Origin of the sequence: Mesorhizobium sp. B2-3-12 (assembly GCF_006442205.1) — a bacterium.
In the GTDB taxonomy this organism is placed as follows: Bacteria; Pseudomonadota; Alphaproteobacteria; order Rhizobiales; family Rhizobiaceae; genus Mesorhizobium.
This window is the reverse complement of the sequence record NZ_VFVR01000008.1, coordinates 41,579-56,701: the sequence shown is the minus strand read 5'-3', so window position 1 is coordinate 56,701 and position 15,123 is coordinate 41,579. Positions and strand designations below refer to the sequence as shown.

Here is a 15,123-nt window from a genome sequence, read left to right as displayed (position 1 = left end):
CGCAGTTGGCCTTACCGGTTGGTCTGCGGACCGAACATCGTCCCTCCTGCTTCCGCCGCGGTGCGGCCCAGCGCTTCGCCGATCCCGATCCTGGCGCCGCGGTTGTTCGCGTTTCGGATAAGCTCGACCGCCTGCGGGTCGATGAACATGTCGGCCAAGGCTTGAGGTTGCTGCGCCGCCGGCGAGCTTGAACTCTTCGGTGCTGCCGATATTGTGGCCGATTTAGATAATCGGGGGTGGGGCGTGGGTGAATTTATCGGTTCTGTTTTGCCACTCTCCGTGTTTTTTGGCGGAGCTCAGGCTGTGAACGTCTACGAGTTCGGGGGTCGGTACACGCTCGCCGCAGTCTTCGTCGCGACATGCTTCTACGCGCTCTACCGCAGCATGGTTCACATGCAGATCCAGCTTCACGAGGCCAACAAACGTCTTTGGTATCTGGCGAACCCTGGCCGACCTAGCGAAGACAATCCGTACCAGTAAGGGCGCGGCGGGGTGCTTCACGATCGAACCCTATTCCCCCGTGACCGCAGGAATAGCTCCCTGGCGCGCCAGGACCGCAAGTACAGCGTTCGTTACCGGGTCAGTCGATCCTGCGGCCACTTGGTTGCCGACATACGCCTGACCGGGCCCCGACATCAGAACGCGACCAGCGACACGCGGCACAGCCATGCCGGCAATAGCACCGGGAATGCCGGCGACGACACCGCCGATGCCGGCGGACAACGGTATGCCGACGTTGCGGATTGCCGCGCGCGCAGCGGTACCGGAGTTCGGCAGCTTGCTCATGACGGCTTGCCCGGCTTTCGCCAGATCGGTGAAATCACTTCCTCCGGTGGAGAAACCTTCCCGGTTGCCTGATGCTGCGGCCATGCGCAATTGCGGAGGCGAGATGATCCCGAGGCCAGCGTCTCCGCCCCCACCAACGGATGCACGCTGCAGCACCTTCATGTTGCCGTACTGACCCCGGAGTTCACCCCAGCGCGCGGCGTCGGCCGGACTGATCGACCGGTCCATAGCGCCGTCGAGTGCATCGCGAAGGCCACGAAAGGCCGCGGCCAGGGTCTGATTGCCCGTAGAATTGGAGGCTCGCGACAGATCGGAGCGGATCGTCTGGTATTCCGCGCCCGGCAACTTGCCGCCGTTCGCCTGAAGGCGCTGGACGATGTCGTCGGCCAGTCCGTTGATGATTGGCTTCTGTTGCGCCTCGAGCAACTTGTCGTAGCGGTTGAGCGTGGTGCCGATATCGTTGCCTAGCTGCGGGTCCGCCGTGAGCGTGTTCCGCTGCGAGATCGATTCGAATTCCTGGCCGAGTGTATCCCGCAAAGCGGCCATGTTGTCGGGCGTAGCCCTGCCGGATCCGCCGGCCTTGCGCATAGCCGCGTCGGTGAAAGCTTCGCCCTGCTTTTCGGCCATGTTCGCGGCTTTCGATCCGCCCAGCTCGCTTTCGGCGTAGCGAAGCGCGTTGCTGCCAGTGCGCTGGCCGGCCGTGACAGGAACGCCTTCGCGGGCGAGCACGTCGACTGCGGCTTCACGTTCGGGCGTCGACGCGAACGGACTGATGATCTTGCGGGCTACGCTGCCGAGTGCGGACGTCACGTAGGGCGCCGCGCCGCCGACGGCTGCGCCGATCGTGCCGCCAGTCAGCAAACCACGTAGCCGGCCCATGAAATCGCCGTCCGCTGAGCCGGCCCCGTGCGCACCGCCATAGATCGCACCGTCAGCCGCGCCGCCGAGTGCAATTCTGCCGAGCGTGCCGCCCGCACGGGCCGCATTCAAGCCGAAACCGGCGCCGCCAGTCACGGCCGCCTGGGCCAAACCGCCGCCGGCCTCGCCGGCGAGATAAGACTTTGGGTTGTCGGTTTGCGCCTTGGCGGCATCGCCGCGCATCTCCGACAGCACCTGATCGCGTGGAATGCCCGAAAACGTGCTGGCGAGATAGGACGCCAGTTCGTCACCGAAGCCGAACGTCGTCGCATCGGCGGCACCCATCGCTGCTGAACCGGCCTTGCCATATTGCTGGGCCTCGCCCGTTTTCGGGTCGTAGCCTTCCACGCCGGGCGGGACGTACGTCGGAACGCCTTCCGGTTGGCTGACGCCCTGTGGCGCTTGCGGCTGCGAAACGATGCTGAAGCCTGGCGGCAGATCATCAGCGGGTGGTTGCGCCACTTGCGCGCCATAATGCTGGTCTTGGGCCTTATGGAGCGTTTCGGCGTACATGTCCGCATGGGCTGGCGTGTCGAACTTGCCAAGGTTCTGCCCGGTGCTGCCGTACAGGTCCGCAGCGGCGCCGTCGCTCATGATCTTGCCGTCAGGCGACACGGTCGGCACCAGGATCTCGCGACCGCCGTCATCGCCGAACGACATCGATCGCACGGTGCTGTAGGAGCCATCGGCGTTTTTGACGATCGGGCGTGCGTTCAGATCGATGTTGCCCTGTTCCAGCATACCGGGAAACGGCCCCATGGGGCTGGCCGGCGGAACGCTGCCGGGCTGGGAAACGATGCGGAAACCGGGCGGGAGGTCATCAGCCATTACATCGGCTCCCATTTGCCGCCGCGACGCACCATCTTGTCGCCGGCTGAATTCTGAATGATCGTGCCGTCAGCAGTGCCAGGCAGGCCGGATCGTTGGGCTGGTGCGGGACCACCGACTAGCGCGCCCGTTTTGAGATCGTAGCGCTGGCCGTTGCCGGGGCCATCGATGATGTCGCGATAGATGTTCGACACGCGTTTCAAATTGTACTGAAGCTGTTCGGTGTTCTGCGACGTGTTCAGGTTGCCGATGGCCGCCTGCAGCATATGGTTTTCTGCGTCGGAAACAGCACCAAGGGCGCCGCCCGTCGGGGACGCTTCGCGCATCGCCTGCAGTTTGTCGAAGCCGGCATTAGCCTTGACGGTGTCGATCAAGGCGCTCGTGTTGAACGCCGGGGTTCCTGGCACGGCACCTGTGACCGCGGCGCCCACACCCGTGTTCAGCATCGGGCTTGCATCGATATTCGCCAGCGCGCGATCGATGTCATCGACGACGATGTCGGCCGACGCATTGCGCGTCTGGCTCTTGGCGGCGACCTGCGCGGCGCTGTCGGCATCAGCCTTCGCGGCGGGTCCGCCCGGAATCGGCTTCATGCCGGTGACGTTGCCCTGACCGTCGCGAATAACTTGCATCCCGGCCGGGATGGTGCCGATGTCGTTGTTGCCGCCGACGTTGATCGTTTGGCCCTTTGCAATGACGGGCTCCTGGCCGATCGCATCGAGCCGGGTTGCGATACGCGGGCCATTCGGCGTAACGACGTTCTCGACCGGCGTGTTGCCGAAGGCCGCAGCCTCCTGCGCACTTTGCGGCATCTGGCCGAGAATGGCCGCTTTCAACTGATCGTCGGTCAGCGGCTTCACGCGACCCTGATCTGCCGGCAGTTCGCGGGTAACGCCGAAGCGGCCTGCGACGTCCTGCGGAATTGCGGGACGGATTTCACCTTCGCCCACCGGCTTGTAAAAGTCCGCAAGGCCGCCAAGCTGGCCGACCTCGAGCGCACGGGCATTGTCGTCGGCGTTGTTGGCGCGCGACGTTGCCGCCGTGATATCGTCGCCGCGGCGCTTCGTGGCATCGTTCTGGTTTTGCGCGAAGAAGCTTTGGGTCGGGTTGATCCCGCCGGTAGCCAGCATGTAGCTATCCGCTCGCCGTTGATAGTCGGGCGCGGCCTGGTTCGCCGGATTGGTGATGTAGTCGAACTGCTGGGCAAGCTGACTTGCAACCTGCTTTTTTGCATTGGCTTCGGCCCAGCCGGCAGCGTCCGCGCCGCTCGGCGGCTCGAACAGCGAAGCGAGGTTCGACGCCGCTTGAGCAAACTGCGGATTGTTGAAAAATTGCGAAGATCGTATGGGCACTTAGTGTCTCCACTCGGTAACGGGGCGGGCTGTGGGGTTCCAACGATCGTCAAGAATGTCGATAAACAAAGGATCGCCTCGCAGCCGGATTTGGTTTTGGTGGAATAACAAGGCGAGCTCTGCCGCGAACATATTGGCGAAGTCCATTCGGTTGGCCCGATCGTCTCCGGGCGAGGCCGACAGCAGATACGTTGCGCATCCCAAGGCGTAATCGATATGCCCGGACGGGATGATGCCAGCCGCCATTTGCTGGATGTGAGGGGCGGCTGACCTCATTGCGGCCTGCAATGCAGGGGCCACGTCCTTTGCAACCGTCGGCAAGTCGGGGTGCCAAGTCGCGGCGTGGATGAGAGAACGCAACGCCAACACTCCACACGCAAGTGCGAGGTTGGGTTCAGCGGCGCGATTGAACAGCGCTAGCGCATGCTGGAGGCTGTCGCGGGCGATCTGGTCTTGTTGATTAGGTAGCGGCTCGGAAGGCTGCATCGCGTAATCCTCGAAACTTCCACGCCAGGCGAAGCAAAACTTCGCATCAGGATTTCGGCTGTGGAGAGGTTCCGTTGACGTTTTGCAGGCTCCGCCTGCGGCGATGCGAACTGCCCGAGTTTCCGCGTGTTTTCCGGCGGCTCTCAATTTACCCGATTTCGGCAGCGATGGCCAGCCCATCCGGTGCTTTTTGGAACGCTTGCTACGGACTGACAGGATGTCCAAAAGTTCGGGAAAATCGCAAATTTCTGCTGGGTGTCGCCGGCGTTCTGGCCCTGGCGAAGCGACTAATGCCAGGGGTATGGCACCCGGGCGGCCGGCCCGATGGTCGACCCTCGCTGTGGGCAGCGATCGATGCGCACAGTCGGCCCCATGTACATTAACGTACACTTTCTGGACGACGGGCCGTTGACTGTACACTTCGCGTACACTAATGGTGTGGACACGATAGTTAAAGACGAAAGGGTACGGAAGTGGATGGCAAGGTGATTGGATACGCGCGGGTGAGCTCGACAGGGCAGGACTATGACACCCAGGTCGAGCGGCTGAAGGCCGCCGGCGCCACCAAGGTGTTCAATGAGAAGCAGTCCGGTCTAGATCGTGAGCGGCCCGAACTGGCGAAGTGCCTGGACTACGTCCGCGAGGGAGATACGCTGGTGGTGACCAAGCTAGACCGGCTGGCGAGATCGGCGGGACACCTCCACGAGATCGTCGAAGGGTTGAACGCCAAAGGTGTCGGCTTCAGGGTGGTGGACGACGCTTCGCTTGATACAACCACGCGAACGGGAAAGCTGGTGTTCGGCATCCTCGCCAGCATTGCAGAATTTGAGACGGCGCTGCGCAAAGAGCGGCAATTGGAAGGCATCGCCAGGGCAAAGGCTGAAGGCAGGACCGGCGGCCGACCGGCTCTGGTAACCCCCGAAGTCAAGGCCGAGATCGCCAGGTTGAGCGCTGACGGGATGAGCATTCGGAAGGTTGCTGCTCAGGTCGGCTTTAGCAAGGCGACCGTCCAGAAGGCCTTAGCCGCCGCCACTGCCGGCAAAACCTGAAAGTCCGTAGCGAGGATAAACGAAAAAGGGCGCCGCGTTGGCGCCCTTTTCTTCGGATTGTGCGATTTCGCGAAGCTCGCTTTTAGCCGGCCGCGTGCCGACCCTCATTCCATTCGTCGCACATCGCTCTCATCCGTTCGGCCAATGCGATCGGCACGAGGCCGTCGACTGTCACGCGGCCTATCTCACGGGTGTAATTGCGCATGACGGGATCATCCCATTCGAGAATTTCGAACGATGCTTCGTCGCTGATGATCGGCTGTTTGGTGGTGAAGGAGATTACGTTCGTCACGGTGCATTACCTCGCTAAAGGGTTGAATCCAGGGGTTAGCGAACCGCACGACGGTTCCGCGCGGTTTTAGGCGATGCCTTGGACATGCCGCGCGGCCCCTGGACCAACTATCAGCGGGTTGAAGCCTGTCGGATGCTTCCCAACCGCGTGCGTGGGTCGCTAAACCCATACACAATAAAGCGCAATCCGAAACTATAATCAAGGTTAATCAGGAAAAATGTTTCATGAATTCTTGTGTTGATCAGTGTAGAACTGCTCAACATACAATCGACATACAATCAACGGCAAATTCATACTTCGACTACTTCTTGACAAACCGCGAGCCACGCAACACACTTTACTCGTCATGGTGCCGAAAGGCTGAACAATGAAGACTGATGCCTCCACACTCCTGACCCAGGAAGAGGTCGCCGAGCGACTGCGCTGCTCCGTAGCGAAGGTGAAGCGGCTGCGGTTCACCGGGCAACTGGCCTACCTCCCCGGCCGGCCCGTGCTGATCGAAGCAGCCGATCTGGAAAAATACCTGGAAGGCATAAAGCGCCAGGCGAAACCGATCGCTACGAAGCCGGAAAAGAGTGCGAAGCCAGCGCTCGAGGATCCTGCCGTACTCGCGAGACGTATCTTCATGGCTCGCCAGAATTCGCAGTTCGAAAGAGAACGGCGAGCGAAGGAAAAAGGAAAATAGCAATGCACCGCCACAGGTATGCCTTGGACCAACTCGGTGCGGCAAAATGGTCTTGGCTGGACGCCAATCAAGTTCCGGAAGCCGATGCGGCCATGCTTTTAATGCAGACAGTGGTCCCGCTGGACGAGCTATCCGACTGGCACGCATGGTGCCGGACACTTAGATCGGCGCATGCGGGCGAGCCTGGCATGAACTTTGTTGAAATCTGGAGCGTGCCGGTTCTCAGTAGGGGCCGATACTCATCGCGACTCCAAGTCCTGCACGTGCAATTGCCTGCCTCGCTGGGCTTAGAGGCTATCAACGCGCATCGTCGAAAACGGGGGTTGCCCGAAGTCGACCCGAATGCCGCCTAGCGGCCCCGAGGCCTAATCGAACGCACTTTCCCTGTTGTCCGCTTCAGCTTCCGCAGGATTCACAACCTCGCGAGCGGCGCGCTTAAGCCGATCAATCTCCGCCTGTAGCTCGTCGCCGGTCATCTCGCTCGGGTCCTTGGCTTTCTTGCCGCCCGAAGACTTGTCGACCAGCACCCCATTTGCGCGAAGCAATGCGACGCCGGCGGTCGCTACCGCTGGCGGTGGCGACTTCTCATCCTTGCAAACGCGAATCAGGCCATTAACTGCCGCCTCTAGCCCTTCGGTTCGCAGTCTGAGATCGACGCGTTCGAACAGTTGCTCCGGCGTTTCTGTCTTCGTGCTCATCCAAATGCTCCTGGATCGGGGTTTTCATTTTCGGCAGTAACGCGGGCCAGATCCGCTTTGCGGTCCGCGATTAGCCTCTCCAGCTCGATGACTTCGGCGCTCGGCGCCGGCCGCGGCCGGCTGACCAGATCGCGGAGATCTGCGGCGCTTTTCCGATCGGCTCGTTTCCGCTGGCGAGCAGCGGCCGGACCGGGCTGGTGGGTTTTCTGCCAGGCATCGTATCGCTGGCGTTGCTCCGGGCTCATCGCGGCTACTCGCTTTGCTCGCTTCGCGGCCGCGCGATCGAGCGCCTTCAGCTTGCGGTCAAGTTTCGCCATTGCGTTCGGTGCGTCTCGATTCGGCCATACGGGCTTATGATACCCGTTGCCGGATGGCACCCGCCCGCCATGCAAATAGCAACGGCCGTTTTCCATTCCGATTTGCCTGCAGGGTTGCCCGTCGCTCTTCTTTCTCGCCCCACACTTGGGAGCAAGGTGCCGCTTCGCGTTCCACGCGCGGATTGCTGCGCGGCCGACGGCAATCTGCGCCAGGCTGCCGCGCCACCCGCCCGGCTTGTGCGTGCCGACGCGTCTCACGGCAACGTCCACAATACGCGCCGGTGAGTTATCGCCGAGCCGATATCCACCTTCGCACTTCCACCTTGCTTGTGCGTTCCCAAACCGGGCGTGGGGAGGCGCTTGCGCAAAGCGCGCTCTCCCCCGTAGGGGGTAAGTTTGCGCAGCAAGTTTGCGCACTTTGCGCAGCCTTGGCCGGCAAGGGCTTTGCGGCAGTTTGCAGCAGTTTGCGCAAAATAAGTCTGCGGCAGCTTGCGCATCAACAAAATCAATGGCTTAGATGGGTAGTTTGCGGCAGGCCACGGGAGGTTTGCTGCAGGAAGGTGATATTTGCGCAAGGTCCTAAATCCTGTTCTCAATCGAATGCGGCGTCAGTTTTGGGCGAGCTAGCGGACATTTTGTCCGGAACGAGAACGTAGCCTTTGACCGCCCGGCGCGAGCCGTCGCGCCCGATCTCTTCGTGCCGGATGGTCCCGTTCTGCTCCATCCGGCCGATCGCGGCTTCCACCTCGGATACGCTGAACGCCTGGAGCACATCGGGAGAGCGGCGCTTGAGAACCTTCGGCGCATAGTTCGCGCTGGTCCGCCCCGTCGCAAGTGCAACTCCTGCGCACTCGTTTATGGCCGCGGCGACGGCCGCCTCTACAGCATCAGCCAGGTCGGGAACGGCCGATGCCGGAAAACCAGCCGGTCGATCGGCGGTCGACATTCCAGCCACCACGTCGAACGCTCCCCGGTCCCACCTGATTTTAAGGACCGATCCCTTGGGGCCGTAGTTGAGCTTCATTGTTTCAAGTTCGCGGATCTTGCCGCGCTCGGTCTTATCCGGGTACCTCAGATAGAGCCGCGACCGGACGGCGTTGCTCCACTGCGTCGAGCCCGACGTGCCTGTGCCGCTGGTCTTTCCCGAGACTGAAGGGTGGCCAAGTGCAATCACGCTACCGCCGATCTCGCTGGCGAGACGCCCCAGGCAGGTTTTGACGAACGAATTGACTTGGGCTCGGGCAATCTCGTCACCGACGTAGACATCTGACAGCGTGTCGACGATCACGACGTCGGCGCCCCAAGCGACCGCGTCGTCGCGCAGCCGATGCCAAGCCGGCGTGAGCTTTGTTGTTCCCATCGCCTTGTCCCATACGCCCAGGGCATTGTCGTCGTGCTTGCGCGAGGAGATCCGCAGGTTTGCCAGATCGGAATAGTCGACGTGCAGCATTCCGTTGATGTCGGCCTGGCGTCGATGAAGCTCGTCTTCGGAATCCTCACAGAAGAATGCCATCACTCGAGCCGGACGCGTTTCCTGGCCAAGGAAGGATTTTCCTGTGGCAGCACACGTCGCGTACTGGTGTATCAGCAGAGTTTTGCCAACGCCGCCGTCGCCATAAAGCAATGTGGTTTCGTGCCGTGGGATCCAGCCCTCCACCTCCCATTCACGTGCTCGGATCGGCTTGCCGGTCCAACTCGCGGGATCGATCCAGGAAATTGAGCCAGGTGTGGGCGCCTCGAGCCGAATGGGTGATGTTGCTACCGCCGCCTGCCTCTCGTCGGCAAGCTTGCACAGGTCCACCGCGCCGGATTGATGCGCATCTTCGATCCGGCTGAATCTCTCTGGTTCCACGGCGCGGATGGCCACCAGGAAATCCGCGTTCTTTACCAGCCTGTCCGCCTGCCAGGATTCCGGCCGATCGCCCTCGACGTGATCGAAAAAGCGCGCTGCCTCCAGCGCCTCCCACACCAGCCCGACGCTGCGGCCGATCGCGGGCAGTGACGTGGCCCAAGTTGCGCCACGCTCGAAAGCCGGCAATGGGTTGCCGGCCAGTCTCCGGCAGAGCCAGGTCAGCGCCTCGGCTTCAGAGGGGCGCCGGATCGATGCATCCAGTTCTCCAACGGGCGCGAAGGGTCGTCCGCCACGAGAGCCGTAAAGCGGGCTGCCTCCGTACGTGATGTCGCCATCAGCATCGATAGAGCCAAACTCGACGACGAGCGAGGCGGGGGTGTGCGTCCATTCCGCCCCATAGTCCTCTATTCCGTCCGCAAAAATAGCCAGGTCTTCCTCAAGATCGCGGTCGAGCTCGGCAGACGTTACGCGCCACTCGTGATCGGAACTCGGCCTGCAAGGCACGATCTGCGGCGCCCACTCCGCGCGCCGTGCCATCACGGCGCGGAGCACAGCAACCGCCGGTGAATACGGAGGCTTGAGTTCCTTGCCGGAGCCAGCCTTTGACGAGGCCAACCGGAAGCCCATCGAGGCCGCCTTTTCGGCAATCGCCGGTACCAGCGCATCGAGCCTGCCGCTTTCCAAGATGGGCAGCGCGTCAAACGGAATATCTGGCAATGAGGATCGCACGCGGGAGCCGGATACGTGCACACCCGAAACGACGATCTGCTGCCCCGTTGCCAGGAACTCGACGGCATGTTGTCGGCCGCTCGCGACGTCGACCAGGTGAAGGCGGCGTTTCCCCAACGTCGTGGCGAGCCGCATAAGGACCATGCAGCTGGTGGAGTTTTCGCGCCAACGCATCGGGAGTTGATCAACGGGTCGGTCTAGCGCGTCAGCGGTCAGGCGTTTGATCGCATCCACCAAGGAACGAGCGCGCTCGGCTTCCGCACCTGTTTCGGAGCGGTCAATTTTGATGTCGATGTCGAGCGCACCGACACCGCCCGTGGTCAGGCAGATGCCGGCATCCGGCCAATTTCGCCAAGTAGCCACGTCTGCGGCTGTCGGCGTCCGGTTCCGCCAATCGGCCATGGCTCTCCATTTGTCGCCCACAAGCTCGCCTGGCACCTTCCCGTCAGACGTTTTTTCGACAACCGTCTTGGTCGCCTTGTCCCATGTCGTGAATCTGACGCCAGGCGGTAAGCACGGCCGCAGGAGCGGCAGATAGCCGCCGGCTGTCAACCGATCGATCTCGGCCGAGAAGGGAGAGCGGTGTGCGGCTGCAGGGGCGATTTCCGCTGCTTCTATCGGGCCGAAAGGCGGCCGGTCCGAAGGCTTAATTGAAGCCAGAAATTGCTGAAACTTGTCAGCGTGCGCATGTGGTGCTATGTTACCGCTTGTCATTATTTCGACCTTCTCGCCGGCGAGCGTTTCCAGACGCTGCCGGCGTTTCTGTTTTCGATTCCCCCAGGTCGATTGGTCGTCAGGTATATGGGCCGCACTAAACGGCCGGTTCGCCCGCCTTCGGCGTGAACCAATGGTATCCGTCCATCATGAGTCTGAAATCAGCGGATTCACGGAGCGCCTCGAGCGCTGCGCGAACGTTTGGCCCGGTGTTGGCGCGCTTCTCAGGCGGCAGATTCAGCGCGATCTCGAAAAACATGTCGCCCGGCTGGCCCTGTTCGTTGGCGCCACGTGCGACGAGCCACTGCATTCCAGGCGTCATTCCGTCGCCTGGCCGTAGGTCCGCCACCGTCGCAGGGCGCAGATCGCAGAAGACCCAAGGGCGATCGGTACGGACCATCCGCCCGCAGCCCGTGCTACGGCGCTCACGGCGAGACACTGACGCGAGGGTCAAAGGGCGCCAACGCAGCGGTCGAGAAAAGCGTCGGCGTCAACACGACGCACTAAGGTCCGGCCGCGAACTTTCGCGGGCACGATGTCGCCATCCTTGAAAAGCTTATAAACCGTGGAGCGGCAGACCCGCAGGTAATCCGCCGTCTCGTCGACTGTAAGGGCCGCAGACTGTGCGGTAGATGCTCTCGGCTTCTGCTTGTGCACGGATAACGCCTCCAGTTCGTCAATAAGACTAGGTGACCGTCACTATACAGCAGCAGTTTTTACTTTCAACACGGCCTAATTTGTATGTCGGAGAAACTTGATATACTTATTTCGACATACGTAAAAACGCCTGAAGGCCAATTTTCCTTGTTTATCAACGGGCTGACCGTGAAATCTGCTTGACGCGCCGTCGGCGAAAATATTTTTCGCTTGCCCTCAGCATTCCGGCTGGGCGAGCCGAGCAGCGGCGCTTGGCGGGTCCACCGCCGTCAGAGCGAAGCAAGACTGCCGGTCCGATTCAACGAAACCTGCAACGAAACTGGCCGTATAATGCTAAGTGCTTGATTTATTTGGTACGCCCAAGGGGAATCGAACCCCTGTTCCCGCCGTGAGAGGGCGGTGTCCTGACCGCTAGACGATGGGCGCGCTCAAGAAGGGGCGATATAGGCTGGCGGCCGGCAAAAAGCAACTGGGCTTTCCAGACTTCGTGGACTTTGCCGAACCACTCTGATCAGCCCTGCCGTTTCGGCTCGATCAGGTCCCACAGATTGCCATGGAGGTCGGCGAAAACCGCCACGGTGCCATAGGGCTCGAAACGCGGCACCTCGCGGAATTCGACACCCTTGTCCAGCATCATAGCGTGGTCGCGGGCAAAGTCGTCGGTTTCGAGGAACAGGAAGACCCGGCCGCCGGTCTGGTTGCCGATGCTTTTCCTCTGCGCGTCGTCGGACGCCTCGGCAAGCAGCAGCCTGGCGCCCTGCCCGTTTGCCGGCACCACGGTTACCCAGCGCTTGCCGCCACCGAGATCGACATCCTCGAGCAGCGCAAAGCCGAGCCGCCCGACATACCAGGAGATCGCATCGTCATAGTCGGCGACGATCAGCGCCACGGTGGCGACACGGCGATGTCCGGTGAAGCCGGTCATGTCAGCGGCAAACTTGTTTGCTGCATCGCCGCCCGCCTATTTGTTGCGGATCGCGAACTGGCCGAGCAGTCGGCGTTCGCCGAGATCGTAGAGGAAGATGGCGCGGCTGCCGTCGGCGAGTTCGGCGTCGATCGAGAGACGATCGCCCGACAGCGACTGGCTGATCACCCTGGCGCCAATCGGCAGCACGATATCGCCGCTGGCCGGTTCGCCCGCCGGAGTCTGGATGTCGCCGGCCAGCGGCGGTGTCACCGACGGCGCCTTGCGGGCTTTGTAGACAATAGCGCCGATCACCACCATAAGAGCGACAAACAAAAGGCCGAGATTGATGACCATGAAGCGGATAAGCTTGCCGCGCAGTCTGTCGACCTCGGGGTCAAGCGGCTTTTCCTGCTCTTCGTCGGCATCGGGCCGGGCCATGGCAAATATTCCGGAATGGTTTTTCGATGAGCGCTCATAGCGAAGAGGTCCCCGAATTGATAGAGGACCTGTTGACAGAGGCCGCGCCCACCGTGCTGGTCGCCGGCGCGGACGCGGCCGGCCAACGCCTCGACCAGTGGCTGGCATCAGCCCTTGGCCCGGACATGTCGCGCAGTCGCGTGCAGATGCTGATCAGGCAAGGCGCCGTCGTCATTGACGGCAAGCGGGTCGACGAAACCAAGCGCAAGATGAACGCCGGCGAAAGCGTGTCGGTCGTCATGCCGGAACCGGAGCCGGCGCAGCCCCAGGGCGAGAACATTGCGCTCGACGTGCTCTACGAGGACGACGAACTGATCGTCATCAACAAGCCGGCGGGGCTTGTTGTGCACCCTGGCGCCGGCAATTGGACCGGCACGCTGGTCAATGCGCTGATCCACCATTGCGGCGACAGCCTGTCCGGGATCGGCGGGGTGCGCCGGCCGGGGATCGTCCATCGCCTCGACAAGGAGACCAGCGGCGTCATGGTGGTCGCCAAGACCGACCGCGCCCACAAGGCGCTGTCGGAGGCCTTCGCCGACCACGGCCTGACCGGCGACCTCGAACGCGCCTACCTGGCGCTGGTCTGGGGCATACCGCAGAGACCGACCGGAACGATCGATGCGCCGCTTGGCCGCGCCGCCGACCGTATCCGCCGCGCCGTCGTGCCGGAAGGCCGCGACGACGCACGCCACGCCGTCACCCGCTTTGCCGTGCAGGAACGTTTCGGCGAAGACCAGCGGGAGTTCGCCACCGCAAGCCTGGTCGAATGCCGGCTCGAAACCGGCCGCACCCACCAGATCCGCGTCCACATGGCCCATATCGGCCATCCCGTCGTCGGCGACCCGGATTACGGCCAGGCCTTCCGCACCAAGGCAAACAGGCTGCCCGACCCCCTGAAAAGCCAGGTCAAGGCATTTTCCCGGCAAGCTTTGCACGCCTGGCTCCTTGCATTTCGGCACCCCACTACCCATCTAACGATGAGGTTCGAGGCGCCGATACCGGGGGACATGGAGGAACTCGTCGGCGGCTTCCGCAAACTCTGAACCTGCCATCAAAAAACCTGAGTGGCATTGTTCACTTCAACGTGACACACTGTTTCGTGTTGAACAAATGGCTGTCTTTTCTGGTTTTGTTCCTGTATAAGTTCTGATGTCGCGAGCGAGCCTTTTGGTGCTCGCGTCACATGCCCGCCGCGTTTCGGGGGCATCACTCCAATAGAGAGGGGGCGCTATCATGGCCCAGTCATTACCCAGTATCGTTTCCGGCGAAGGCGGCCTCAGCCGCTATCTGGAAGAAATCCGCCGCTTTCCCATGCTTCAGCCGCAGGAAGAGTACATGCTCGCCAAGCGTTATGCCGAGCATGAAGACACCACGGCCGCTCACAAGCTCGTCACCAGCCATTTGCGGCTCGTCGCCAAGATCGCCATGGGCTATCGCGGCTACGGCCTGCCGATCGGCGAGGTGATCTCGGAAGGCAATGTCGGCCTGATGCAGGCCGTCAAGAAATTCGAACCCGAGCGTGGTTTCCGCCTCGCCACCTATGCCATGTGGTGGATCAAGGCCTCGATCCAGGAATACATTCTGCGCTCGTGGAGCCTGGTCAAGATGGGCACGACCGCCAACCAGAAGCGTCTGTTCTTCAATCTCCGCAAGGTGAAGGGCAAGATCCAGGCGCTGGACGACGGCGACTTGAAGCCCGACCAGATCGCCGAGATCGCCACGCGGCTGAACGTTTCCGAGGCCGAAGTGGTGTCGATGAACCGCCGCCTGTCCGGCGACGCCTCGCTCAACGCGCCGATCCGGGCGACGGAAGGCGAGTCCGGCGAATGGCAGGACTGGCTGGTCGACGACCACGAAAGCCAGGAAGAGATGCTGATCGAGCAGGACGAGCTGGAAAACCGGCGCGGCATGCTGTCGGGCGCTCTGGCCGTGCTCAACGACCGCGAGCGGCGCATCTTCGAGGCGCGTCGCCTCGCCGAGGAGCCGCTGACCCTGGAAGAACTGTCGGCCGAGTTCGACATCAGCCGCGAGCGCGTTCGCCAGATCGAGGTGCGCGCCTTCGAGAAGGTGCAGGATGCCGTCAAGGCCGCCGCCAAGCGCCAGATGCAGGCGCTGCGCACGATCGAGGCACAGCCGGCGGCTTAAGGCCGGAATCGGCCAGGACATGTCAGGGCGGCGTCAGGAAACTGGCGCCGCCTTTTTGTTTGGCGAAGCCGACGACACGGCCCTTTCTCCCCGTCACTTTACGGGGAGAAATGTCCGGCAGGACAATGAGGGGCGGCACCGAGATTGCGCGATTGCCACCGGCGCAGCAACTGCCAAACATCATCGCCAAACGTCGGCGCCGCCCCTCATCCGGCTGCGCCACCTTCTCCC

18 protein-coding genes and 1 tRNA gene are annotated in these 15,123 nt (G+C 62.1%); 5 read left to right on the top strand and 14 right to left on the bottom strand.

Features of this window, described 5'->3' with window-relative positions; genetic code table 11:
* Window positions 1-11 precede the first annotated feature (11 nt).
* Window positions 12-158: a hypothetical protein gene (locus FJ948_RS30365; RefSeq protein WP_181173765.1), complete on the bottom strand. Its 147-nt coding sequence runs from the start codon at window positions 156-158 to the stop codon at window positions 12-14.
* An 85-nt stretch (window positions 159-243) separates the two neighbouring features.
* Here FJ948_RS30365 and FJ948_RS21765 point away from each other — a divergent pair, with 85 nt between their 5' ends.
* Complete coding sequence (locus FJ948_RS21765; RefSeq protein WP_140708011.1) at window positions 244-480, top strand: hypothetical protein; 237 nt, start codon at window positions 244-246, stop codon at window positions 478-480.
* 30 nt (window positions 481-510) lie between these two features.
* Here FJ948_RS21765 and FJ948_RS30360 read toward each other — a convergent pair whose 3' ends face one another.
* From FJ948_RS30360 to FJ948_RS21750, 3 genes are read right to left on the bottom strand one after another with little or no spacing between them, the layout of a single operon-like run.
* Window positions 511-2,532, bottom strand: coding sequence for a hypothetical protein (locus FJ948_RS30360; protein WP_181173764.1), 2,022 nt, complete (start codon window positions 2,530-2,532; stop codon window positions 511-513).
* Complete coding sequence (locus FJ948_RS21755; protein ID WP_140708009.1) at window positions 2,532-3,884, bottom strand: hypothetical protein; 1,353 nt, start codon at window positions 3,882-3,884, stop codon at window positions 2,532-2,534. The genes FJ948_RS30360 and FJ948_RS21755 overlap by 1 nt, the downstream gene beginning before the upstream one ends.
* Window positions 3,885-4,370, bottom strand: coding sequence for a hypothetical protein (locus FJ948_RS21750; protein ID WP_140708007.1), 486 nt, complete (start codon window positions 4,368-4,370; stop codon window positions 3,885-3,887).
* Window positions 4,371-4,843: 473 nt separating this feature from the next.
* On the opposite strand from FJ948_RS21750, the gene FJ948_RS21745 reads away from it, so the two are divergent.
* A complete protein-coding gene (locus FJ948_RS21745; RefSeq protein WP_140708005.1) occupies window positions 4,844-5,419 on the top strand; it encodes a recombinase family protein in 576 nt (191 codons plus the stop codon).
* An 82-nt stretch (window positions 5,420-5,501) separates the two neighbouring features.
* On the opposite strand, the gene FJ948_RS21740 is transcribed toward FJ948_RS21745, so the two are convergent.
* A complete protein-coding gene (locus FJ948_RS21740; RefSeq protein WP_140708003.1) occupies window positions 5,502-5,711 on the bottom strand; it encodes a hypothetical protein in 210 nt (69 codons plus the stop codon).
* 367 nt (window positions 5,712-6,078) lie between these two features.
* On the opposite strand from FJ948_RS21740, the gene FJ948_RS21735 reads away from it, so the two are divergent.
* On the top strand, window positions 6,079-6,396 hold the full coding sequence (locus FJ948_RS21735; RefSeq protein ID WP_140708001.1) for a helix-turn-helix domain-containing protein: 318 nt from the start codon (window positions 6,079-6,081) through the stop codon (window positions 6,394-6,396).
* A gap of 365 nt (window positions 6,397-6,761) precedes the next feature.
* On the opposite strand, the gene FJ948_RS21730 is transcribed toward FJ948_RS21735, so the two are convergent.
* The 8 genes from FJ948_RS21730 to FJ948_RS21695 form a co-directional block, all read right to left on the bottom strand.
* The gene (locus FJ948_RS21730) at window positions 6,762-7,094 is read right to left on the bottom strand and encodes a hypothetical protein (RefSeq protein WP_140708000.1); all 333 of its coding nucleotides are present in this window, start codon (window positions 7,092-7,094) and stop codon (window positions 6,762-6,764) included.
* On the bottom strand, window positions 7,091-7,411 hold the full coding sequence (locus FJ948_RS30455; protein WP_140707999.1) for a hypothetical protein: 321 nt from the start codon (window positions 7,409-7,411) through the stop codon (window positions 7,091-7,093). Before FJ948_RS30455 ends, FJ948_RS21730 begins: the two co-directional genes overlap by 4 nt.
* A 254-nt stretch (window positions 7,412-7,665) precedes the next feature.
* Entirely contained in the window at window positions 7,666-7,986 is a 321-nt protein-coding gene (locus tag FJ948_RS30350; RefSeq protein WP_181173762.1) for a hypothetical protein, read from the bottom strand.
* Between the two features lie 17 nt (window positions 7,987-8,003).
* Entirely contained in the window at window positions 8,004-10,706 is a 2,703-nt protein-coding gene (locus FJ948_RS21720) for an AAA family ATPase (protein WP_140707998.1), read from the bottom strand.
* A 97-nt stretch (window positions 10,707-10,803) separates the two neighbouring features.
* Window positions 10,804-11,016, bottom strand: a complete 213-nt coding sequence (locus tag FJ948_RS21715; RefSeq protein ID WP_140707997.1) for a hypothetical protein — start codon at window positions 11,014-11,016, stop codon at window positions 10,804-10,806.
* Between the two features lie 698 nt (window positions 11,017-11,714).
* A tRNA-Glu gene (locus FJ948_RS21705) sits at window positions 11,715-11,789 on the bottom strand.
* 85 nt (window positions 11,790-11,874) lie between these two features.
* The gene (locus FJ948_RS21700) at window positions 11,875-12,288 is read right to left on the bottom strand and encodes a VOC family protein (RefSeq protein ID WP_140707996.1); all 414 of its coding nucleotides are present in this window, start codon (window positions 12,286-12,288) and stop codon (window positions 11,875-11,877) included.
* 36 nt (window positions 12,289-12,324) lie between these two features.
* Window positions 12,325-12,708, bottom strand: a complete 384-nt coding sequence (locus tag FJ948_RS21695; RefSeq protein WP_140707995.1) for a fimbrial protein — start codon at window positions 12,706-12,708, stop codon at window positions 12,325-12,327.
* 26 nt (window positions 12,709-12,734) lie between these two features.
* On the opposite strand from FJ948_RS21695, the gene FJ948_RS21690 reads away from it, so the two are divergent.
* Both FJ948_RS21690 and rpoH read left to right on the top strand, forming a co-directional pair.
* Complete coding sequence (locus FJ948_RS21690) at window positions 12,735-13,790, top strand: RluA family pseudouridine synthase (RefSeq protein ID WP_140707994.1); 1,056 nt, start codon at window positions 12,735-12,737, stop codon at window positions 13,788-13,790.
* 190 nt (window positions 13,791-13,980) lie between these two features.
* Window positions 13,981-14,892, top strand: coding sequence for an RNA polymerase sigma factor RpoH (rpoH, locus tag FJ948_RS21685; protein WP_015315375.1), 912 nt, complete (start codon window positions 13,981-13,983; stop codon window positions 14,890-14,892).
* Between the two features lie 22 nt (window positions 14,893-14,914).
* Here the strand turns inward: rpoH and FJ948_RS21680 are convergent, their stop codons facing one another.
* Complete coding sequence (locus FJ948_RS21680) at window positions 14,915-15,115, bottom strand: hypothetical protein (RefSeq protein WP_140707993.1); 201 nt, start codon at window positions 15,113-15,115, stop codon at window positions 14,915-14,917.
* Window positions 15,116-15,123 lie beyond the last annotated feature (8 nt).